The organism is Streptomyces sp. CLCI03, from assembly GCF_053615355.1.
The window spans coordinates 8,202,508-8,224,156 of record NZ_CM132132.1 but is presented as its reverse complement, the minus strand read 5'-3'; the positions used below and the strand labels follow the sequence as shown (position 1 = coordinate 8,224,156).

Sequence of the window (21,649 nt, the reverse complement as noted above, 5' to 3'; positions counted from 1 at the left end):
ATGACCACGACCCCTGGCCCCCGGCACACGGTGCCGGTCGACGTCCACCTCGTCCTGCGCCGCGACGGCGCCCTCGGCCCGGAGGTACTGCTGTCGCGCAGGGCCGGGCCCGTGTACGCGACCGGGCTCTGGCACCTGCCCTCCGGGCACCTCGACCCGGGCGAGGACATGGTCGAGGGGGTGATCCGGGAGGCCCGAGAGGAGACCGGTGTCCTCATCGCGGCGGCGGACGTGAGCGCGGCGGTGACCGTCCACCACCGCCCGCCCCGGGGCGGCAATTCTCGGATCGGCGTCTTCTTCGAAGTGCGACGGTGGGCGGGCCGGCCCGGGGTGAGGGAGCCGGACCGGTGCGACGGCATGGGCTGGTACCCGCTCGACGCGCTGCCGGAGCCGATGGTGGCGTACTGCCGGGCCGGGCTGGACGCCTACCGGGCCGGCATGCCGGCCGCCGTGCACTTCCAGCGGCTCGGGGACCTCGTCGCGTACGAGGCGGGCGGCGTCGACCGCACCCGCCTCCTGCCCGGCCCGCCCCCGCCGCCGCCGCTGACCGACGGGGCGGACCTTCCCGAACCACTGCGGGTGTTCGCCGAGCGGGCCGTCGGCCGGATCGCGCGGACGACCGACGTCTCCTGGGCGCGGGCCGGTGCCCGGGTCTGGCGGCTCACCGGATCCGGTGGCGGCACCTGGTACCTCAAGCGGCATGCCGGGCAGCTCTTCCACGACCGCGAGGTGGCCGCGTACCGGACCTGGGCGCCGGGGCTCGGGCGCCCGGTTCCGCGCCTCGTCGCCCGCGACCCGGTCGCGCGAGCCGTCGTCCTCACGGCACTGGCGGGGCGGTCACCGCACGGCATGGACCTCGATCCGGCGACCGAGGTAGGCGTGCAGCGGGGGCTGGGGCGGCTCGCCGCCGCCCTGCACCGCGCCGGCCCGGAGCGGCCCGCCGGGCCGTCCTCGGCCACGGACTCCGTGAAGCGGCACGTGGAGGAGGCCCGACCTCATCTGGCCGCCGGGGACGAGGAACTGGTGCGTAGCCTGGCCCGCGCCTACGAGGACCTGCCGCGGCCCGTGCTGGTGCCCACGCACGGGGACCTGCAGTACCGCAACGTGCTCCTGACCGACGACGGCGAGGTACGGCTCTTCGACTTCGAACGCTCGGAGTACGCCACCGCCACCCGGGACCTGGTGCGCCTGGCCGACACCTGGACGGGCCGGCCCGATCTGCGCGCCGCCTTCCTCGACGGCTACGGCAGACCGCTCACCCCGGTCGAGGAGCGCCGGCTGGACTGCGAGTCCGCCTTCGACGCGGTCTCCGGGATCGCCTACGGGACCGCCCACGGGGACCCCGAGGTCGCCGAGCGGGGCCACCGGACCCTGTACCGGCTCCGTGGCACCCACCGGCCGTGACCTCGGAGCGTCAGAGTGTCTCGCTGAGCGAGTCCGCCGGCCGCCGCCGTGCCGCCCGCGTCGCCGGCAACGCCGCCGCTCCCACCGCGCCCAGTACCGCCAGGACAATCACGGTCGACAGCACGGGGAGCGGTGGCAGCTGGGCGATGCCCGCGCCGATCCCGCTGGACGCTCCCTGGGTGTCCACCAGCCATCTGCCGGACAGCACCCCCAGCGTCGTGCCCAGCACGGCGGAGGCGAGCGCCGTCAGTCCGGCGGCCGTCACGATCATCGAGCCGATCTGCCGGGGCGTCAGCCCGATGGCCTTCAGCGCGAGCAGATCCCGGCCCCGGTCCCGTACGCCCGTACCGATCAGCGTCAGCAGCTCGATCAGCCCGATCACCGCGAGGACCGCGATCAGGGCGGCGATCACCGCGCGTGCCGGTTCCAGCCGGTCGACCGGGTTCGGGGTCTGCCGGACCTCCAGGGTGCCGCCCGCCGTCCCGGCCAGCGCGGCGCTCACGGCCACGGGGTCCGCGCCCTCGCGCAGGACGAGGGCGTGGAAGTCGGGGCGCAGGGCAGGGTCTCGCTCCCGCAGCGCGTCGACGGTCGTGGTGATCACCCGGCCCCCGGATTCGGGTTCGATGGTGCGGCCGACGACGTGCAGGATCTGTGGCCGTCCCTCGACGGTCATCCGCACCCAGGCGCCGACGCGGACCCCGAGGAGGTCGAGCAGGCCCTGTCCGGCAACGGCCTCGTCCGGACCGCCGGCCGCGCGGCCTTCGACGACCTCGGAGGGGTAGGGGTCCCGGGCCGTGCCGAGGCCTCGGAGGGTGATCGTGCCGGTCTGTCCCGGTACGAGCGCCGCCATCTCGGCGCCGGGGTGGACCGCGGCGACGCCCGGGACGGCCGCGAGGGTCCGCTCCAGTTCCGCGTCGTCCGTTCCGGCCGACTGTCCGGCCCGTACGGTCAGTGCCGCGGCCAGTCCCATCTGCGCGGGCCTGCTGCGGAACTGGTCGAGTGTCGACCAGGCGACGAGCGCGACCGTGATGAGGAGCAGCGGCAGGGCGAGTCGGGCGACGGCGGCGAGCGTCCGGCCGCGCCGCGGGAAGGCCGCACGCCATCCCAGGACCAGGGCGGGTGGCACGCGGAGGCCGAGGGCGCGCCTGCCGAGCGCGGTCATCGGCGTGGCGGACGGCAGCGCCGCGCGGGCCACCGGCACCGGCGGGACCCGGCCGGCCCGCCAGGCCGAGAGCCCGGTCGCGGTCGCGATCAGCAGTACCGCGCCGCACGGGATGCCGATCATGAGGGCGGTGTGGCCGGGCAGGTCCTGCCAGACGGCGGTCGCCTCGCCGATCCGCCCGGGTATCCGGTCGCCGAGCAGGGCGATCGCCGCCGTGCCGAGGGCCACGCCGAGCAGGGCGAAGGCCAGGTGCTGGACGAGGAAGCCGCGGGTCACCTGACCGGGGGTGAAGCCGACGGCCTTGAGGATCGCGATGTCGCGCAGCTGGCCGCGGACACGGGCGCCGATCGCTCCGGCGGCGGCGAGCGCCGCCGCGAGCAGCGCGCCGAGCCCGAAGACGGCGAACATCTGGCCGAGCAGCCGGTCGTCGCCGCCCGCCTCGGCCCGTGCCTGCTGCCACTTGGTGACCTGGGCGACCCGGTCGGCGCCGAGGAGGGTCACGGCCCGCTGGACGGTGAAGTCGGTGTCGTCCGGATCGTGCAGCCGTAGGCCCACGCTCTGCCCGGTGTCTCCGTGGGCGACGTCGTCGAGGGTGCTGTCGAGCACCCAGCCGATGCCGGGGCCGCCGCCCGGGTGGTAGCGGGGCTCGGCCACCTCGGCGATGCCGCTGACCTCCAGTGCGTGCGGGGCGCCGTCCGGGCCGGTGACCCGTACGGTGTCGCCCGGTTCCGCCCAGAGGGCGCGCGCGACCGAGGCCTCCAGCACGACGGTGTCGTTGCCGGTACCCGCGCCGCCGGTGGCGGTGTCCGGTCCGGTGAGCCAGCGGCCGTCGGTGACGAGCGGCCGTCCGGTGTCCGGGGGCTCCGCTCCGGTCGCGCGCAGCGTCACGCCGACCCGGGCGCCGCGCGATTCGACGGTGGTCGCCGTCGTGCGGTAGGGGCCGGAGAGGGCGGCGACCCCGTCCACGCGAGAGAGGGCGGCGGTGTCGGCGCCGGCGCGGGTGTGCAGCCAGATGTGGGCGCCGTGGGACTGGTTGAAGACGCGCTGCCAGGGGTTGGCGGCGTAGCCGAAGAGGGCGCCGGCCAGGAGGAGCGAGGCGATGATCCCGGCGCTGGCCAGGACGACGAAGAGGGCTTCGCCGCGGTGTGCGCGGAAGTCGGCGTGCGCCCAGCGCAGGGTGGCCCGCACGGTCACCTCTCGGTTTCCAGGTCCAGGTCCAGCACGCCGGAGACGCCCCGGGCCGGCCCGCGGCGTCCGCCGCCGAGCTCTGCGTCGTCGGCTATGCGCCCGTCGAAGAAGCTGACGACGCGGTCGGCCGCACTGGCCATCCGGGCGTCGTGGGTGACCATCACGATCGTCTGGCCGCGCTGGTGGAACCGGGAGAGCAGCCGCAGTACCTCGCGGGTGCCCTTGCTGTCGAGGCTGCCGGCCGGTTCGTCGGCGAGCAGCAGTGCGGGGTGGTTGACCAGGGCGCGGGCGAGTGCGACCCGCTGCTGTTCGCCGCCGGAGAGCTCACCGGGCATCGAGCGTTCGCGGCCTTCGAGGCCGAGCTCGGCGAGCAGTTCGGCGCGGGACGCGCGGGCGGCCTTCGGGGAGGCGCCGGCGAGCAGGGCGGGGAGTTCGACGTTGTCGGCGACGGTGAGGTTGGAGACCAGGTTGAAGAATTGGAAGACGACGCCGATGCTGCGGCGCCGCAGGACGGCCCAGCGGGCCTCGCGGTACTCGTCGACCCGTTCTCCGCCGATCCACAGTTTGCCGCTGTCGGGGCGCTGGAGGCCGCCCATGAGGTGGAGCAGGGTGGATTTTCCGGCTCCGGAGGGTCCGGTGACGGCGACGAACTCGCCGGGCCGGACGGACAGGTCCACCCCGCGTACGGCGTGCACCGGGAGGCCTTCGCCGTGGTGGGTCTTGGTCAGGCCCTCGGCGCGCACGATGGTCTCGGCGGGGGTGGCGGACCCGCCGGGCACGCCAGGAGCGGCGGCGGGGGTGGCGTCGTCGCTCATTCCAGCTCCTCCTGGCAGCGTTCCAGCCAGTCGAGGTCGGCCTGCAGGTGCAGCATGGCGCCCTCGATCAGCAGTTGGGAGATCTTGTTGTCGCGGTCCTCCGCCGCGGCCAGCTTGGACAGGTCCCGCATGGTGTTGAGGTACTGCCGGCGCTGCTTGTTGATCAGTGCGACCGGATCGGCCAGACCCGACCGGGGTGCGAGGGCGAGCTTCATGAAGAACTCGTCGCGTACCCGGGGTTCCTCGGCGGTCTCCTCGAACCAGGCCTGTACGGCCTCGCGTCCGGCGTCCGTCAGCCGGTAGGTGCGCTTGTTGGGGCGTCCCGACTGCTCGACGTCCTCGCCCTCGATGAGGCCGCTCTTCTCGAGCCGTCCGAGGGTGACGTAGATCTGGCCGACGTTGGGCTGAGGGTACGCGGCGCCCAGGAGCTTCTCAAGGTCCTGCTTCAGCTCGTAACCGTGCGCAGGGCTACGGGTGAGGAGCGCAAGGAGCGCCAGCCGCACTCGCTCCCCCTCCTTCCCGCTCCGTAGTCAACGGTTCACTCGGCAGCGGGCCGAGTTGCGCCGCCGTCCGTCTCGTCTGCCTGGGCGTCTAGTATCGCCCATGCCTAACGGGTATATATAGGCCACGATGGTCGGCGACGCAGCCGGATCGTGCACTGGGAGGAATCTATGCGGTGGATGCGTGCCGCGGGTAGAGCTCTCCTGGTCGGGGCGGTCGTGCTGGCGGGATACACCGGTCTCGGCGCCCGCGCCGACGCGGGTTCCGCGTCCGAGGACCGCGGTCCGCTGACGCTCGTGACGGCGGGCGATCTGACGAACTACCTCCCTCCGCTCCTGGAGGACTGGAACGAGGCCCATCCCGACGAGCGGGTCACGCTCGTCGAACTGCCGGACTCGGCGGACGAGACCCGGGCCCAGATGATCAGTGAGCTGCGCTCGGGCCGCGACCGGTTCGACGTGCTGAACATCGACGTCGCCTGGACGTCCGAGTTCGCGGCGGCCGGTTGGATCTCCCCGCTCCGGCGTGAGCGCTTCCCGTTGGACGCCTTCCTGCGGCCCGTCGTCGACACGGCGACCTTCGACGGCCGGCTGTACGCGGTCCCGTACGTCACCAACGCGGGGCTGCTCTACTACCGCAAGGACATCCTGGACCGGGAGGGCGAGGAACCGCCCCGCAGCTGGGACGAGCTGGCCCGCCAGGCGCGCACGATCGCCCCGAAGTACGGACTGGACGGTTACGCCGGCCAGTTCCTCCCGTACGAGGGGCTCACGGTCAATGTCACCGAGGCGGTGCATTCGGCGGGCGGATCGATCCTGCGCGACGACGGGGCCCGGGTGAGCGTGGACTCGGACGAGGCGCGCACCGGCCTGCGGTTCCTCGCGGACGGGGTGCGGGAGGGGTGGATCTCCCGCGAGGCGCTCGGTTACAAGGAGGAGGAGTCGCGGCGGGCCTTCCAGGACGGCCGGCTGCTCTTCCTGCGGAACTGGCCCTACGTGTACGCGGACGCGAGCGCGGAGGGGTCGAAGGTCGCGGGCAGGTTCGGTGCCGTACCGCTGCCCGGACCCGATGGGCCCGGTACCAGTGTGCTGGGTGGCTCCAACCTCGCGGTGAGCAGCCATGCGCGGCATCCGGCGTCGGCGGCCGACCTGATCTCGTACCTCACCAGTGAACAGGTCCAGCGGCAGGTGCTCACCAAGGGCTCGCTGCCTCCGGTGCGGGCCGCGCTGTACGAGGACCCCGAGCTGGTCCGGGCATATCCGTACCTGCCCACGCTGCGCCGGAGCGTGCTGTCGGCGGTGCCGCGCCCCAAGAGTCCGCGCTACGACCAGGTGAGCCTCGCTGTGCAGGCTGTGGCGCAGGACCTGCTGGCGCTGCGCCAGACGCCGGAGCAGGCGTCGGCTCGGCTCGCGCGCGAGCTGGGGACCATCTCCCGCTCCGACTGATCGCACTCCGTCCCTCCTCCCTCCTCCATCCCCAAAGGGTCTCTACTTACATGTTAAGTAGAGACCCTTCGTCGTGCATGGGGTCACTCTCGTACAAATCACCCCAGCTTTTCGCTGTTTCTGGACACATCGTTGACACCTTCCGGTCGCTGCTACTTAACATGCATGCATAACAGCGCACCGATCCGGGGCGCTCTCGCATTCAGCAGACAGGTCGACGCGAGATGCTCAGCACCCTTCCGGCCGCCCTCGGCCACCCCTCCCCCGCCGCCTCCACCTCGGCCCCTTGGTGGCGCAACGCGGTGATCTACCAGGTCTACGTCCGCAGCTTCCTCGACAGCACCGGGGACGGCATCGGTGACCTGGCCGGCGTCCGGGCCGGGCTCCCCTACCTGCGCAAGCTCGGTGTCGACGGCATCTGGCTCAGCCCCTTCTACCCGTCGCCGCAGCACGACCACGGCTACGACGTCGCCGACTACCGCGGCGTCGACCCCGTCTACGGCGACCTCGCGGAGTTCGACCGACTGGCGGCCGACGCCCGTCGGCTCGGACTGAAGCTGCTGCTCGACATCGTTCCCAACCACTGCTCCAGCGAGCACCCGTGGTTCCAGGAGGCGCTCGCCGCGGAGCCGGGCAGCCCGGAGCGCGCCCGCTTCCACTTCGCCCCCGGCCGCGGCCCGGACGGGGTGGAGCCTCCGAACAACTGGCACGCGATGTTCGGCGGTCCCGCGTGGAGCCGGACCATCGGGCCCGACGGCGCCCCCGGCGAGTGGTACCTGCACCTCTTCACGCCCGAGCAGCCCGACCTGAACTGGCGCGATCCGGCGGTGGGTGACGAGTTCGAGGAGGTGCTGCGCTTCTGGCTGGACCGCGGGGTCGACGGCTTCCGCATCGATGTCGCCGCCGGACTGTTCAAGCACCCCGCGCTGCCCGACTCGGACGACCCGACGGCCGACGAGCGGGCCCGCGACGCCGTCAACCAGCTGGCCTGGAACCAGCCCGAGGTGCACGGCGTGTGGCGGCGCTGGCGCTCGGTCTGCGAGGAGTACACCGCCCGGGACGGCCGCGAGCGACTGCTGGTCGGGGAAGTGTCCGTGCCCACCGCGCGGGAGCACGCCGAGTACGTCCGCCCCGACGAACTGCACCAGGCGTTCTTCTTCGACCTGCTCAGCGCCCCTTGGGACGCCGACGCGTTCCGCGCGACGATCACCGATGCGATGCGCGACATCGCCGGCACCGGCTCCACCGTCACCTGGGTCCTCAACAACCACGACCAGGTCCGCACGGTCACCCGCTACGCCGGCGAGCCCGGGGTGGAAGGCAGCGGTCTGGGGGCCGCCCGCGCCCGCGCCGCGGCCCTCCTGATGCTCGCGCTGCCCGGCGCCGCCTACGTCTACCAGGGCGAGGAGCTCGGCCTCCCCGAGGTCCTCGACCTGCCCGACGAGGTCCTCACCGATCCGATCTTCCGCCGTACCGGAAGCCGCAAGCACGTCCGGGACGGCTGCCGCGTGCCGCTGCCCTGGTCCGGGCACGCCTCCCCGTTCGGCTTCTCCGGGGAGGCGGCCGGCGCCAAGCCGTGGCTGCCGCAGCCCGAGTGGTTCGCCGAGCACGCCACCGACCGCGCCCTGGCCGACACCCGTTCCTTCTGGCACCTCTACCGCGACGGGCTCCAACTGCGGCGCACCCTGCCGCAGCTCGGCGAAGGCCCCCTGCGCTGGCTGGACGCCCCGCCTCAGGTGCTCGCGATCACCCGCGGCGACGGCCTCGTCTGCGCGGTGAACTTCGGCACCGAGCCCGTGCCCGCCCCGGTCCCCGGCACTCCGCTGCTCGCCAGCGGTCCCTGCCCCGACGGGGTGCTCCCCGCGGCGACCGCCGCCTGGTGGACGGCCGACTGCCCGACCCCGTGACCCCCGGCCCCTGACCTCCCCCTCTCCCCCTCCTTCCGTACCTTCCGCCCCTTCCTCCTCCCCCGCGCCCCCTCCATGTACGTCCGGACCCCGCCCCGTGTCCCGGACCTCCAGACAAGGACTCCCTCATGCGACGACCCAGCAAGACGACCCGGCGGACCGCGGCCACCGCATCGGCGGCCCTCACCCTCGCCCTCGGTGCCACGGCCTGCGGCGGCGGCACCACCGGACCCGCGAGCGGCGGCGAACTGAGCGGCCAGACCGTGACCGTGGCAGGCGTCTGGACCGGCAGCGAGCAGCAGAACTTCAAGAAGGTCCTGGACGCCTTCACCGAGAAGACCGGCGCGAAGACGGTCTTCATACCCTCCGGCGACAACGTCTCCACCTTCGTCGGAAGCAAGATCGAGGGCGGCAACGCGCCCGACGTGGTGATGGTCCCCCAGGTGGGCGTGCTCCAGCAGTTCGCCGCCAAGGGCTGGCTCCAGCCCCTGTCCGACCAGACCGCCCGGAAGGCCGGCTCCACCCTCGCCCCGGTGTGGAAGAACTACGGCACCGTCGACGGCACGTACTACGGCCTCTACTTCAAGGCCGCCCACAAGTCGACCGTCTGGTACGCCCCCGAGGCCTTCGCCCAGGCGGGTGTCACCGAGCCCACCAGCTACACCGACATGCTGAAGGCCGGCCGCACCCTCGCCGACTCCGGTCGCCCCGCCTTCGCCGTGGCCGGCGAGGACGGTTGGACCCTCACCGACTGGTTCGAGAACATCTACCTCTCCCAGGCCGGACCGGAGAAGTACGACCAGCTCGCCCAGCACAAGCTCAAGTGGACGGACGAGAGCGTCGTCAAGGCGCTGACCACCCTCGGAGAGCTGTTCAAGGACAAGCAGCTCGTCGCCGGCGGTGCCCAGACGGCGCTGAGCACCGACTTCCCCACGTCGGTCGCCCAGGTCTTCGGCCCCGAGCCCAAGGCGGGCATGGTCTACGAGGGCGACTTCGTCGGTGGCGTGGCCAAGGACCAGTTCGGCAAGAAGCTCGGCAAGGACGCCAAGTTCTTCCCCTTCCCCGCGGTCGACGGCGGCAAGGCGCCGGTCGTCAGCGGCGGTGACGCGGCCGTGGTCCTCAAGGACGCGAAGAACAGCAAGGCCGGTATGCAGTTGCTCGAATACCTGGCCGGCTCCGAGGCCGCCGAGGTCTGGGCCCGCGCCGGCGGCTTCCTGTCCCCGAACAAGGAGGTCGACATCGCCTCGTACGGCGACGAGATCACCCGCAGCACCGCCAACTCCCTCATCGCGGCGGGCGACTCGATCCGCTTCGACATGTCGGACCAGGCCCCGGCCGCGTTCGGCGGCACCAAGGGCGCGGGTGAGTGGAAGCTCCTCCAGGACTTCCTGCGCGACCCGTCGGACCCGAAGGGCACGGCCGCGAAGCTCGAGGCCGAGGCCGCCAAGGCCTACGGGAACTGAGGCGACGTCCATGGCTGACACCGTGACCGCCACCCGCGGCCCGACCGACGGGCGGCGCCGGGCCCAGCGCAGGAAGCGCCGCCTCGCCATCGTCTTCGTCCTGCCCGCCCTGCTGCTGCTCGGCGCGCTGGTCGTGTACCCGGTCCTCTTCTCCTTCGGCCGCAGCCTCTTCGACGCCGACGGCGACCGTTTCGTAGGGGCCGCCAACTACGCGGCGATCGTGCAGGACCAGGCCACCCTGAAGGCGATCCGCAACAGCGCCCTGTGGGTCGTCGTCGCCCCGACCCTGCTGATCGGACTCGGGCTGATGCTCGCCGTGCTCACCGAGAAGGTGCGCTGGGCGACCGCGTTCAAGCTCGTGCTCTTCCTGCCGATGGCCGTGTCGTTCCTCGCCGCCGGCATCATCTTCCGCCTCGCCTACGACCAGGACCCGTCCCGGGGCGTCCTCAACGCCGCCGTCGTCGGCGTCCACGACAGCTTCCGCGACACCGCCGCCTATCCGACCGCCCGGACCCGGGAGGGCCACGGCCTGACCGGCGGGGCGGGCGGCCCGTACGGCACCGAGGAGACCGTACGCCCCGGCCAAGCGGTCGACCTCGGCTTCATCGGGGTGGCACCCGACGCGATGCCGGACGGAGCGAAAGCGGCGACGTCCGCCGCACCCGAGCCGGACACCATCGGGGGTGTCGTCTACCTCGACTTCGCCCCCGGCGGCGCCGGCACCCCCGGCCGTATCGACCCGGGTGAGAACGGATTGCCCGGCATGAGGGTCGAGGCCGTCCGGGACGGCCGGGTGGCCGCCACCGCCGTCACGGCCGAGGACGGGTCGTTCCGCTTCACCGGGCTGGCCGACGACGCCTACGCGGTCCGGCTGCCCGCGGCCAACTTCGCGGCCCCGTACCAGGGGGTGAACTGGCTCGGTCCTGCGCTGGTCACCCCGGCCATCATCGGCGCCTACCTGTGGGTGTGGACCGGTTTCTCGATGGTTCTGATCGGCGCCGGCCTCGCGGCCATCCCGCGGGACGCCCTGGAGGCCGCGCGGATGGACGGCGCCTCGGAGGGCCAGATCTTCCGCAAGATCACCGTGCCGCTGCTCGCTCCGGTGCTCACCGTCGTCTTCGTGACCCTGGTGATCAACGTGATGAAGGTCTTCGACCTCGTCTACATCATCGCGCCCGGACCGGTCCAGGAGGAGGCCAACGTCCTGGCCACCCGCATGTGGCTGGTCTCCTTCGGCGGCGGCAACGACCAGGGGCTCGGCAGCGCGCTCAGCGTGGTGCTCCTCCTGCTCGTCGTCCCGGCGATGGTCTTCAACATCCGGCGCTTCCGAAGGAGTGGAGCATGAGCAGCGGCCACGGCACCATCGAGCGCCGAAGGTCCCGGCGGACCGCGGATGTCCGCGCGGTCCCCGGCCCGTCGGCGAAGGGCCCCGGCCCCGGCCGCCGGCGCGGAAATCGGCTGTCGCGCCTGCTGAGCAGCTCCCTCGTGCAGGGTGCGCTGATCCTGGTGGCCCTGGTGTGGATCACCCCGTTGGCGGGCCTGCTCGTCTCCTCCCTGCGTTCCGAGGGCGACAACGCCTCCGACGGCTGGTGGACCGCGCTCGGCGACCCGTCGCAGATGTCCCTGGACAACTACGGCGCCCTGCTGAAGGACTCCGGCATCGCGGAGGCGTTCGGGAACACCGTCCTGATCTCCCTGCCCACCACCGCCCTGGTGGTCGCCATCGCGGCACTCGCCGGATACGCCTTCGCGTGGCTGGAGTTCCCCGGCCGGGACGCCGTCTTCCTGGTGGTCGTGGGACTGCTGGTGGTGCCCGTGCAGATCGGGCTGCTGCCGGTCGCCAAACTCTTCGGTGCGGTGGGGCTGTTCGGCACGGTCGCGGGCGTCGTCCTCTTCCACGTCGCCTACGGGCTGCCGTTCGCGATCTTCCTGCTGCGCAACTACTTCGCCGAGATACCGCGCGAAATGCTGGAAGCCGCCCGGATGGACGGCGGCAGCGAGTGGCGGATCTTCTCACGGCTGGTGCTGCCGCTCGGCCGCCCGGCCATCGCGAGCCTGGCCATCTTCCAATTCCTCTGGGTCTGGAACGACATGCTCGTGGCGCTGCTCTTCGCGGACAGCGGGTCCCAGCCGCTCACGGTGGCGCTGCAGTCCCAGATGCGGCAGTTCGGAAGCAACATCGGCGTCCTCGCGCCCGGGGCGTTCCTGTCCCTGGTGGTCCCGCTGATCGTCTTCTTCGCCTTCCAACGGCACTTCGTCCAGGGGGTGATGGCCGGCTCGGTGAAGTAGCCGTGGCCCCTTGCCGTGGGAGCGGGCCTACGGGTGGTCGAGAGACCGCCCGTAGGGCCCGCTCCCGTGGCTGCGCCGACCGTTCAGCGGGAACGGCACCGGACCGTGTCACCATGCCGGTAGGCAAGTCGACGGCTCGGGCAGAGCAGCCCCCTCCGACCGGGAGAAGTAGAGAGGGTCGCCAAGTGGCACGGCCCGGAAGGGCTGCGCGTCACGCCGTCCATCGCCCAGGCCTTCCATCCCCGGCGATGGGCCGTCGGAGCCCTTTGGTACCCCTCTCATGTGTCCCGCCTCCTGCGCACCCAGGACGCCGTACGGCTGCTGCGTGCCGGAGAGGGGGCTGCCGCATGACGACATAGACGCGGAAGGCCCGGACCGAGGCCGTCCGCCCCGGTCCGGACCGCCTGCGGTCCGCACGGCACGGCACAGCCCTAGGGTGGAGCCATGACGTGGAGCGAGGAGCAGTACCTCGACTGCCTGCGGTCCGAGCGGCGTGGCTACGCGTGGGTGATGCGGCATCACGGTGGGCTGACCCAGGAGGCGTCCGAGGAAGCCGCCCTGGAGTGCTACCCGTACGAGCCGGCCGGCGACCCGTTGCGCGGACTCGTCTTCCACGACGAGGCGTGGCACTGGGCGATTCGGGCGATCCACGGTGCCGCGTACGCGGTGGACCGCCCGGACCTGGTCGATCCGTCACCGGCGTACCGGGCCCTCGGCTGAGCGTCGAGCGGATGCCGCCGACGCCTCGATAGGCTCCCGCCATGTTCGAATACCACGGCTGGATCACGGTCCACGAGAGCGCCACGGACGACGACGACCCGAGCCGGAAGGCCGAGATCGTCGAGGGTCTTCGGCGCCGCGTCGACGAGATCGCCGGCCCCTACCTGCTCGATCTGCGCTGGATGAACGGCGAGCTCTTCCTCCACATCGGCGGCTTCTCCAACCATCGCGCCCCCGAGATCCTCGACCTGTTCCGGCACGTCGGCGCGGTCGCGCCCGGCTCGTACGGCCTGCTGCACGTGCGTGACGACGAGGATCCCCGGCACGAGAACGACGTCCGTGTGCTGCGGCTGGTCCGGGGGAACGTCAGCGAGCACACCGAGTCGTCGCTGTCGCCGTGCATCCCCGTCCTCGAGGATCCCTTCAGCAGGTAGCACGTACGGTCAGTTGCCCGGGGTGTCGCCCTGTTCGCGCATGCCCCACGGGGAGCCGTACGCGGTGAGCAGGTCCAGGAACGGCTGCGGCGGCAGGGCCTCGGGGCCCAGCACACCGGGCTGTGACCAGACGCCGGTGGCCAGGAGTTCGAGGGCCACCACCGGGTTGACGGCGGTCTGCCAGACCACGGCCTGGGAGCCGTACTCGCGCATGGACCACTGGTTGTCGACCACGTGGTAGAGGTAGACCTCGCGCGGCAGCCCGTCCTTGGTGCCCTTGACCCAGGTCCCGGCGCAGGTCTTTCCCGTCATCCGGTCCCCGAGCGTCGCGGGGTCGGGCAGGCAGGCGGCGACCACGTCGCGGGGTGAGACCCGGACCTCGGTGCCGTCCTCGCCGCGGACCGCGACACGTTCGGTGGAGTCCAGGCCGAGGGCGTGGAGGGTCTTGAGCTTGCCGATGAAGTCGTCGCCGAGGCCGTACTTGAAGGTGACCCGGCGGGCTCCGACCCAGCGCGGTACGAGGAGGACCTCCTCGTGTTCGACGTTGACGCACTCGACGGGGCCGATGCCCTCGGGAAAGTCGAAGACCTCAGGCTCGCTGAACGGTTCGGTGGTGAACCAGCCGCGCTCGCGCTCGTAGACCACGGGCGGGTTCAGGCACTCCTCGATCGTCGTCCAGATGTTGAAGGACGGGGCGAAGTCGTAGCCCTCGACCGCCAGGTTCGCTCCGTCGCGGATGCCGATCTCCTCGATCTCGTCGAAGAGGTGGTCGGCGGCGTAGCGGGCGAAGACGTCCGACAGTCCGGGCTCGACGCCCATGCCGACGAGGGCGAGGCGGCCCGACTTCTCCCATTCCTCGGCCCGTTCGAACTGCTCGTCGCCGAGCTTGACCCCGCATGCGCTGTGCGGGTGCTCGGGGTGGGGGCGGGAGAGGGACATGGCCATGTCGAGGTAGTGGCTGCCGGCCGCGAGCGCGGCGTTGAACAACGGCATCACGAAGCGCGGATCGGTGGCGTTCATCAGGACGTCGCATCCGCGCTCGGTGAGCAGGCTCGTGACCGCCGCCTCGTCGGAGGCGTCGACGCGACAGGCGCTGAACCGCTGCTCCTCGCCGCCCAGGGCCGCGACCGCGGCCTCGGCGCGGGCCAGGTCGTAGTCGGCGACGACGAAGTGGTCGAAGAAGTCGCGGCGGGCGGCGATCTTGGTGATCGCGCTCCCGACACCGCCGGCACCCACAAGCAGAACACGCATGGCGAGGTCCTTTCTCTGTGAGGCGTGCGCCTCAGGGGGCTGATGGAACCGTTCCGTCCGAGTTAAGGTCAATGGTGTTGGCATAAGGATGGACGGAGGCGGGCGATGGCGAAGGACGTGGTCCCGGAGGAGGCCCGCAGGCGGCGGCGCCCGACCCGGCAGGGGACGGTGCTCTCCGAGCGGCTCATCGTCGAGACGGCCCTGCGGATGGTGCGCGAGCACGGGAGCGCGGGCCTGTCCGCCCGGCGGCTGGGCGCCGCGCTGGGCGCGGACCCCAGCACGCTGTACCGGTACTTCGACGGCATGGACGGGTTGACCCTGGCGATCGGGGAGGAGCTGATCGGCCGCGCGCTCGACGGCTGGGTCCCGACCGGGCGGTGGCGCGACGACCTGCGCTCGCTCGGGCTGCGCATCCACGGCGCCTACCTCGCCCACCCGCAGGCCGCGCTGCTGACCGCGAGCCGGGTCAGCGGCCGGCCGCGCGAGATCGCGGCCGACGAGGCGATCCTCGGCAGCCTGCGCGGCGCGGGCTTCGCCGACGTGGACGCCGTACGGATCTACCACGCCTACATCGACCAGGCGCTGGCCTTCGCGGCGCTCGACGCGGGGCCTCTCGCGCTGACGGAGAAGGCGCGCGCGTCGGACGAGGAGCGGTGGGAGTCGACGTACGCCCGGTTGCCGGCCGACACGTACCCGAACATCGCGGCCACCGCGGGACTGCTGGCCGCCCGGATGCCCCACAGTGCCTACCCGGTGGCGTTGGAGATGCTGCTGGACACCGCCGCGCGGCAGCTCGCGGACGCGGCGGGCGGCCGGGGTGCCGGGGACGGGGGCACGGCCGGGCGCGAGTGACCGGGGCTGCGGGGCGCGCTTATGCCAACACCATTGACCCTCTGTGCGGAGCACGGGTTTCCTCATCGCATTCACGCCCCGTTCACCGTGCACCAGTGAGGGACCATGGTCGAAGACACCCCGCGGACGCCTGCCGCCGCCGCCACGCTCAGACCGAACGCGATCGGGTTCGTCGACGCCCTCGCCATCGGGCTGAACGCCACCTCGCCGGCGTACTCGCTGGCCGCCGTGATCGGGCCGATCGTCGCCCTCGTCGGCGTCCACGCCCCCGGGGTGATGCTCGCGTCGTTCGTCCCGATGGTGCTCATCGCATCCGCTTTCTACTACCTGAACCGGGCCGATCCCGACTGCGGCACGACCTTTTCGTGGGTGACGCGTGCGCTGGGGCCCACGACGGGCTGGCTGGGCGGCTGGGCGATCACGATGACCGGGGTCCTGGTGGTCGGCTCGCTCGCCGATGTGGCCGTCAACTTCGGTCTGTTGGCCGTCGGCCTGGACGGTTGGGCCGGGAACACGCTGATCCGGCAGGCACTCACCGTGCTGGTGATCGTGACGATGGCGGCCCTGTGCGTCCGGGACACCCAGGCGGCGGCCCGCCTGCAGAACGTCCTCGTGCTGCTGCAGACCGTCTGCCTGTTCGTCTTCGCTGCGGTGGCCCTGTACCGGGTCCACGTCGGCACCGGCTCCCCGGGCGCGCTGCGGCCGTCCCTCGACTGGCTCGACCCGTTCGGAGCCGGGAGCACGGCGCTGACCGGCGGGCTGCTCCTCGGCGTCTTCGTGTACTGGGGCTGGGAGTCGGCCGTCAACCTCACCGAGGAGACGAAGGACCCTTCCTCCGCCCCGGGCCGGGCCGGCGTCTGGTCCACCGTCGTCCTCCTGGCCACCTACGTGTCCGTGGCCTTCGCGGTGGTCGCGTTCGCCGGCACCGGTTACCTCACGGCGCACGCCGACGACGAGGAGGCCGTCTTCGCGTCCCTGGCCCGAGATGCCCTCGGCGGCTGGGACTGGATCGTCCTGCTCGCCGTCGCCACCTCGGCGCTCGCGTCGACCCAGACGACGATCATCCCGGCCTCCCGTACCGCGCTGTCCATGGCGCGCAGGCACGCCCTCCCCCGCCGGTTCGGTCTGATCCACGACCGGTACCGCACCCCGGCCGTCGGCACCTGGTGGGTCGCGGGTACGGCCACCGTCTGGTACCTGTTCATCCATCAGGTCAGCGAGAACGCGCTCGCCGACTCGCTGACGGCCCTCTCCCTCCTGATCGCCTTCTACTACGCCCTGACCGGAATCGCCTGCGCGGTCTATCACCGGCGCCTGCTGACCTCGGGGGTGCGCGCGTTCCTGTTCATCGGCGCCGGCCCGCTCGTCGGAGCGGGGATGCTGATCTGGCTGCTCGTCGAGGCGGTCGTCGACATGGCGGATCCCGCCAACTCCGCGGGCGGCAGTTCCTGGTTCGGCCTCGGGCCGCCGCTGGTCATCGCCCTCGGCCTCAGCCTCGTGGGGCTGCTGGTGATGCTCGCCCGGCGCGCGGCGTCCGGGACGTTCTGGACGGAGCGCCCGAGCGTCCACCAGGCGGAGCAGGTGGTGCCGAGCGCCTCGGAGCGGGCCGTGGAGCCGGCCGCCCGAGGGTGAACACACGGGGGACGTACGGGCCGTGACGGTCCGCCGTCCCACCGGGGCCGTCGGTCGACCCGCGGGCCGGGCTGATGGTCAGTGGCTCGCGGGAAGACGACCGCGGCTTTGGAGGGCCTCGAAGGCGGTCAAGGCCGCCGAACTCGGCGTCGAGGTGCTCACTCCGGAGGCCTTCGCCGAACTGGTCGCCGACCACCTGACCTGAGGCAGGCGACGAAAAACCTCCGGCCGTCCCGCGTGACGCGGGACGGCCGGAGGTTCGAGTCGGTGGCGAGGAAAGCGAAGAGGCTACTTTAGGAGTGTTGAGAAGGAAGCCCCTTCATGGCCTCGCCACGGCCACGTTAACAGTCACTCGGGGATCAGGTCACGCAGATTTTCGGGGGTGACGATCCGCGACCCCGGGTGCAGCTTCTCGGGTCGCTCCAGACCGATGTAGGTGACGGGCCCCGCCGGGACCGTCCTCCCGTCCCACACGGTCACGGTCGTGGCGCTGCCGGTCATCAACTCGACCAGGTGGCGCACGGTGAGCTGCTCGCGGTCGACGATGGCGCGCATCAGCATCGCGACCGTCACCCGGTTCCCCTCGACCCGGTTGTACGACGGGGATCCCGTCAGGTAGAGGTGCAGCCACTTGGCGCGCCACCGGCCGTCGGCCCCGCGCAGGAACACCAGCGGCAGTGCGATCCGGCCCGGCCCGCGCAGGTCCGACTTCATCCGCACCGTGCGCGGCTCGAACGGTCGCCCCTGCTGCTCGGTCCCGCGCAGCATGAAGCCGAAGAACGATTCCTCGACCTCCTCGAAGCCTTCCCCGGAGAAGATGTTGACCTGCGGGACGATGCAGGTGCCGCGTACGGCGTCCAGGCGTAGGTCGATGAACTCCGAAGCCCCGTCGGGTGCGTTCGTGATGTCACCGGAGTGCGCTCCGCCGACGTCGGTGAGGTTGGTGTACGAGAGCCAGGAGATGGTCGAGTAGTCGGGAGCCAGCAGCGCCGCCGACAGGTCGTAGTCGGTGCTGCGCTCGGTCTGCTTCCAGTACACGAAGAACCGCAGGAGTTCGCCGTCGACCGGGGAGATCGAGCCGCGGGGCAGCACGCCGAGCCCGGACGTGGTCGCCTTGCCGCTGAGCGGCAGTGCCACGTCCAGGACGTCCGGGTCGATCAGCAGGTGGTCCGCGGCGGGCAGTCGGCGGCGTAGTTCCGCGTCGATCGCGGTGATCATCCGCTTGCACTCGGGCTCGAACACCGGCGCGCGGGTGTCCTCGGTGACCCAGGCCCGGCCGGAGCGGTTGACGAACACGCGCTGTTCGCCGGTCGCCTCCGCGCGGTTGTGCAGGTGCTGGCGTACCGACAGCAGGACGCGGCCGGAGACGTCGGGCAGGACCTGCTCGGCGGCGGCCGCGACCGTGTCGCGCTCGTCCTGCGCGCAGGCGGAGCGCAGCAGCCGGTCCAGGGAGCGCAGCAGCTTGCCGGGGGCGGCCGTCAGCAGGGCGGCCGCGCCGGTGGGGTCGAGCCGGGCGTGCAGCTCCTCGACCCGACTGTCGAAGGTACGGGCCTCCTTCTCGCCGCGGGCGACGGCGAACACGTCGGCCGCGTGCGGCCACTGCGGGTACTCGTGCGGATGCAGCCGCTCGCCGAGCCGCTTCCACATCTCACGGTGGGCGTGCACGTCGGCGAGCTTGGCGGGTGCCGCGCCGACGACCGCGTCGAGGCCCGCGAGCAAAGCCCGGCGCGCGGCGCGGGAGATGCCCCGCAGCCGGGTCGGCTCCTGCAGGCCGACGTCGCCGCCCGCGAGCGCGCAGGCGAGCCGCAGCACATCGGTGACCGTGTCCAGCAGCAGGCCCGCACCGGCCTTCAGTCGGGCCTCGTTGACCACGGCCCGGTTCTCCCGGACGGGGATCTCCTCGGGCTGAGGCCCGTCGGCACAGTGGCCGGCGAGGTCCCCCAGGTCCCGGAGTCCGTCCTCGCCGAGGGGTGTGGTGCTGCCCGCCAACGCCAGGTAGAGGAAGGTGAGTTCGTCGTCCAGGGCGCCGCCGAGGTGCAGGACCGTCATACGGTCGCCCGCCACGGCGATCAGCTCGTCGTGGTGGGTCAGCATCTCGGCGTACGTGTGCCGGTGGTTCCCGTACGAGGGGAGGGTGAGCAGGTTCACCACGCCGGTGCTCAGCTGCTCCAGGGTGCTCTCGCGGGTGCTGTCGTCGGCGAGCGCCTCGGCTATGCACCGCATCCAGAAGTCGAAGGTGTTCGGCACGTTGGCCGGGAAGTCGATGAAGTAGGCGTTGTGCCGCACGTGGTCGCCGACCATCTCGCGGACGGTGCCCAGCGTTCGTACGGCGGTGTCGACGACCGCCCCCTCGGCCAGCCCTGACAGGTGTTCGAGCAGCTGTGCCGAGAGCTTGAAGCCCACGGACATCAGGGCGGCGTCGAACTGTTGCGCCGCGACGGCGCCCTCCCCCACGGGTCCCGTGGGGCGGGGGATGCGGTGGGTGTGCCGGAGAACCAGGGGGTCGAGTCGGTGGACCATTCCCGCATGATCCCAAGGCCGAGCGGAGAGCCGCACCCGGTTTTCCCGGGGCCGGTGCGGCGTCGGGCCGGTGCGGCGTCCCGCCGAAACCGGTTCCGTCGCGGACGTGACGGGTCCTACTGTGGCCCGGTGACTCAGATGATCATTCTCAACGGTGGTTCCAGCTCGGGCAAGTCCGGGATCGTTCGATGTCTGCAGTCCGTGCTGCCGGATCCGTGGCTGGCGTTCGGGTGCGATGCCTTCGTCGACACCCTGCCCGCCGTGATGCGGGAGGCGGAGGAGGGGATCGAGATCGCGGCGGACGGCACCGTGAGCGTCGGGGCGACCTTCCGGGCGCTGGAAGCGGCCTGGACGGAGGGGATCGTGACGATGGCTCGTACGGGAGCACGGATCATCATCGACGACGTGTTCCTCGGCGGGGCGGCGTCCCAGCAGCGGTGGCGGAAGGCCCTGGGCGACGTACCGGTCCTGTGGGTCGGCGTGCGGTGCGACGGTGCGGTGGCCGCGGGGCGTGAGATCGCGCGCGGGGACCGTGTCAGGGGTATGGCGGCGGCGCAGGCGGACGCGGTGCACCGGGGAGTCACCTACGACATCGAGGTGGACACCACGCGCGCCGAATCGCTGGAGTGTGCGCGGATCATCGCCTCCCACGCCGGCTGACCCGCGCGGCGCCGCGCGATGCCGCCCGATGCCGTCGCGGCGGGCGTTCCGTCGCGGTGGTGTCGGGCAGGCTTCCACGGCGTCCGCGCGGGGGTGCGGTCAGCGCGTGGCGCGGCCGTGGAGCAGCGTCGCACGGGCGAGCGCGGTGAGGGCCACCGTGCAGAGCAGGGTGCGCAGGATGTTCGTGGTGACCCAGGTGGACTTGAACCGCTCGACGATCGAGAAGTCCTTCATCTGCTCGACGGCGCCCGCGTCCGCGAGTTCGTTGTTGAGCGGGATGTTCACGGCGAAGGTGATCACGAGGACGACGAGGTACGCGACCGCGGCCGCGCCGACCCACAGGGCGGTGGCGCGTCTGCCGCCGCGGTGTTCCACGACCGCCGAGGCGGCGGCCGCCGGCAGGGCCAGCAGGAACACCGAGCCGAAGAGCGGATTTCCGTCGATGGCCTTGTTGAACGCGCGCATCGCGGTGACGTACGTCTGCTCGTCACCGGCCGCCAGCCCCGGCATCACCGAAACGTCGAAGGCGAAGAACAGCCCGGCCATCAGACCCGCCAACACGGTGGACAGGGTGATCAAGGTGGCGGCGAGCCGGGTGCTCCGCGGCCCATCCGCCGCTGCCGAGGAGGTCGGCGGCGGGCTCGGAACGTGCGGTGTCGGGTTGATGGTCATGCGACTCTCGTCCTCTTCCCACAGTCAATACAGCACGATGCGATGCAGTGCGGTGCGACGCGTTGTGAATGCGAACGACCGATCGTGACATCGCCTGTTCGATCTTCTGCCGGGTTTCCCTGACCCCTTGGGTGAATCTTTGGCCACGGCCACCCCGAGGCCGTCCTCGAACCCGCCGAGGGGTGTCGGGACCGGCGAGGGGGTGTCGGCGCCGGCGATACCCTGGTCCCATGCCGTCTTCGAACACTCCAGCGCCGGGCGCGCTGCGCCTGGAACCCGTCACCGCCGACAACTTCGACGCGGTGTGCGCGATACAGGTCCGCTCCGACCAGGCCCACCTGGTCTCCCCCGTGGTGAAGTCGCTCGCCGAGGCGTACCTGCACACGGCGGCGGCCTGGCCGCGAGCCATCGTCGACGGCGACGAGATCGTCGGCTTCGTCATGGCCTTCCACGACATCCTCTGGAACCCGGCCGTCGACCCCGACGACCGCCGCAGCGGTATCTGGCGCCTCAACATCGACGCCCGCCACCAGGGCAAGGGCTACGGCCGCTTCGCCGTCCGCGCGGCCACCGAAGAGATCCGGGCCCGCGGCATCCCCGACGCGTACGTCAGCTGGAACACCGGCGCGAACAGCCCGGAGCCCTTCTACCTCGGACTCGGTTTCCGTCCCACCGGCGAACTCAGCGGGGACGAGCGCGTGGCGCGGCTCTCCCTCACGCCGGACCGCGCTTGA

At 72.0% G+C, this 21,649-nt stretch carries 19 protein-coding genes and 1 tRNA gene; 14 read left to right on the top strand and 6 right to left on the bottom strand.

The window, feature by feature from the left end; genetic code table 11:
* Entirely contained in the window at window positions 1–1,404 is a 1,404-nt protein-coding gene (locus tag ACWG52_RS38015; RefSeq protein WP_390137642.1) for a phosphotransferase, read from the top strand.
* 10 nt (window positions 1,405–1,414) lie between these two features.
* On the opposite strand, the gene ACWG52_RS38010 is transcribed toward ACWG52_RS38015, so the two are convergent.
* The 3 genes from ACWG52_RS38010 to ACWG52_RS38000 are packed head-to-tail and all read right to left on the bottom strand — an operon-like array spanning window position 1,415 to window position 5,072.
* Window positions 1,415–3,754: an ABC transporter permease gene (locus ACWG52_RS38010; RefSeq protein ID WP_390137807.1), complete on the bottom strand. Its 2,340-nt coding sequence runs from the start codon at window positions 3,752–3,754 to the stop codon at window positions 1,415–1,417.
* 2 nt (window positions 3,755–3,756) lie between these two features.
* Window positions 3,757–4,569 carry an ABC transporter ATP-binding protein gene (locus ACWG52_RS38005; RefSeq protein WP_390168628.1) on the bottom strand — a complete coding sequence of 271 codons (813 nt, stop codon included), beginning with the start codon at window positions 4,567–4,569 and terminating at the stop codon, window positions 3,757–3,759.
* Complete coding sequence (locus ACWG52_RS38000; RefSeq protein WP_109782798.1) at window positions 4,566–5,072, bottom strand: PadR family transcriptional regulator; 507 nt, start codon at window positions 5,070–5,072, stop codon at window positions 4,566–4,568. Before ACWG52_RS38000 ends, ACWG52_RS38005 begins: the two co-directional genes overlap by 4 nt.
* Window positions 5,073–5,240: 168 nt before the next feature.
* On the opposite strand from ACWG52_RS38000, the gene ACWG52_RS37995 reads away from it, so the two are divergent.
* From ACWG52_RS37995 to ACWG52_RS37965, 7 genes are all read left to right on the top strand, one after another.
* The gene (locus tag ACWG52_RS37995) at window positions 5,241–6,515 is read left to right on the top strand and encodes an ABC transporter substrate-binding protein (protein ID WP_389806191.1); all 1,275 of its coding nucleotides are present in this window, start codon (window positions 5,241–5,243) and stop codon (window positions 6,513–6,515) included.
* 224 nt (window positions 6,516–6,739) lie between these two features.
* Window positions 6,740–8,422, top strand: a complete 1,683-nt coding sequence (locus ACWG52_RS37990) for a glycoside hydrolase family 13 protein (RefSeq protein WP_453127290.1) — start codon at window positions 6,740–6,742, stop codon at window positions 8,420–8,422.
* 128 nt (window positions 8,423–8,550) lie between these two features.
* Window positions 8,551–9,885, top strand: coding sequence for an ABC transporter substrate-binding protein (locus tag ACWG52_RS37985; protein ID WP_389806195.1), 1,335 nt, complete (start codon window positions 8,551–8,553; stop codon window positions 9,883–9,885).
* 10 nt (window positions 9,886–9,895) lie between these two features.
* A complete protein-coding gene (locus ACWG52_RS37980; protein WP_453127288.1) occupies window positions 9,896–11,230 on the top strand; it encodes an ABC transporter permease subunit in 1,335 nt (444 codons plus the stop codon).
* Window positions 11,227–12,174: a carbohydrate ABC transporter permease gene (locus tag ACWG52_RS37975; protein WP_389806199.1), complete on the top strand. Its 948-nt coding sequence runs from the start codon at window positions 11,227–11,229 to the stop codon at window positions 12,172–12,174. Before ACWG52_RS37980 ends, ACWG52_RS37975 begins: the two co-directional genes overlap by 4 nt.
* Window positions 12,175–12,618: 444 nt before the next feature.
* Window positions 12,619–12,894 (top strand): hypothetical protein, encoded by a 276-nt coding sequence (locus ACWG52_RS37970; protein ID WP_389806201.1) that lies wholly within the window; start codon window positions 12,619–12,621, stop codon window positions 12,892–12,894.
* 41 nt (window positions 12,895–12,935) lie between these two features.
* Window positions 12,936–13,328: an Imm7 family immunity protein gene (locus tag ACWG52_RS37965; RefSeq protein WP_389806203.1), complete on the top strand. Its 393-nt coding sequence runs from the start codon at window positions 12,936–12,938 to the stop codon at window positions 13,326–13,328.
* A 9-nt stretch (window positions 13,329–13,337) separates the two neighbouring features.
* Here ACWG52_RS37965 and ACWG52_RS37960 read toward each other — a convergent pair whose 3' ends face one another.
* The gene (locus ACWG52_RS37960; protein ID WP_266447084.1) at window positions 13,338–14,579 is read right to left on the bottom strand and encodes a saccharopine dehydrogenase family protein; all 1,242 of its coding nucleotides are present in this window, start codon (window positions 14,577–14,579) and stop codon (window positions 13,338–13,340) included.
* A 105-nt stretch (window positions 14,580–14,684) separates the two neighbouring features.
* Here ACWG52_RS37960 and ACWG52_RS37955 point away from each other — a divergent pair, with 105 nt between their 5' ends.
* From ACWG52_RS37955 to ACWG52_RS37940, 4 genes are all read left to right on the top strand, one after another.
* Window positions 14,685–15,431: a TetR/AcrR family transcriptional regulator gene (locus ACWG52_RS37955; protein ID WP_389806206.1), complete on the top strand. Its 747-nt coding sequence runs from the start codon at window positions 14,685–14,687 to the stop codon at window positions 15,429–15,431.
* A 105-nt stretch (window positions 15,432–15,536) separates the two neighbouring features.
* Entirely contained in the window at window positions 15,537–17,063 is a 1,527-nt protein-coding gene (locus ACWG52_RS37950; protein WP_390168623.1) for an APC family permease, read from the top strand.
* Between the two features lie 22 nt (window positions 17,064–17,085).
* Complete coding sequence (locus tag ACWG52_RS37945) at window positions 17,086–17,268, top strand: hypothetical protein (RefSeq protein WP_390137659.1); 183 nt, start codon at window positions 17,086–17,088, stop codon at window positions 17,266–17,268.
* Window positions 17,230–17,396: transfer RNA gene (locus tag ACWG52_RS37940), tRNA-Phe, on the top strand. The genes ACWG52_RS37945 and ACWG52_RS37940 overlap by 39 nt, the downstream gene beginning before the upstream one ends.
* Before the next feature lie 15 nt (window positions 17,397–17,411).
* On the opposite strand, the gene ACWG52_RS37935 is transcribed toward ACWG52_RS37940, so the two are convergent.
* Window positions 17,412–19,583 carry a TerD family protein gene (locus ACWG52_RS37935; RefSeq protein ID WP_453127284.1) on the bottom strand — a complete coding sequence of 724 codons (2,172 nt, stop codon included), beginning with the start codon at window positions 19,581–19,583 and terminating at the stop codon, window positions 17,412–17,414.
* A gap of 138 nt (window positions 19,584–19,721) precedes the next feature.
* On the opposite strand from ACWG52_RS37935, the gene cpt reads away from it, so the two are divergent.
* The gene (gene cpt, locus ACWG52_RS37930; RefSeq protein WP_389806880.1) at window positions 19,722–20,243 is read left to right on the top strand and encodes a chloramphenicol phosphotransferase CPT; all 522 of its coding nucleotides are present in this window, start codon (window positions 19,722–19,724) and stop codon (window positions 20,241–20,243) included.
* Window positions 20,244–20,342: 99 nt separating this feature from the next.
* Here the strand turns inward: cpt and ACWG52_RS37925 are convergent, their stop codons facing one another.
* Window positions 20,343–20,915: an anthrone oxygenase family protein gene (locus tag ACWG52_RS37925; protein WP_389806216.1), complete on the bottom strand. Its 573-nt coding sequence runs from the start codon at window positions 20,913–20,915 to the stop codon at window positions 20,343–20,345.
* Window positions 20,916–21,145: 230 nt separating this feature from the next.
* Between ACWG52_RS37925 and ACWG52_RS37920 the strand changes: the two genes are divergently transcribed.
* Window positions 21,146–21,649, top strand: coding sequence for a GNAT family N-acetyltransferase (locus ACWG52_RS37920; RefSeq protein ID WP_389806218.1), 504 nt, complete (start codon window positions 21,146–21,148; stop codon window positions 21,647–21,649).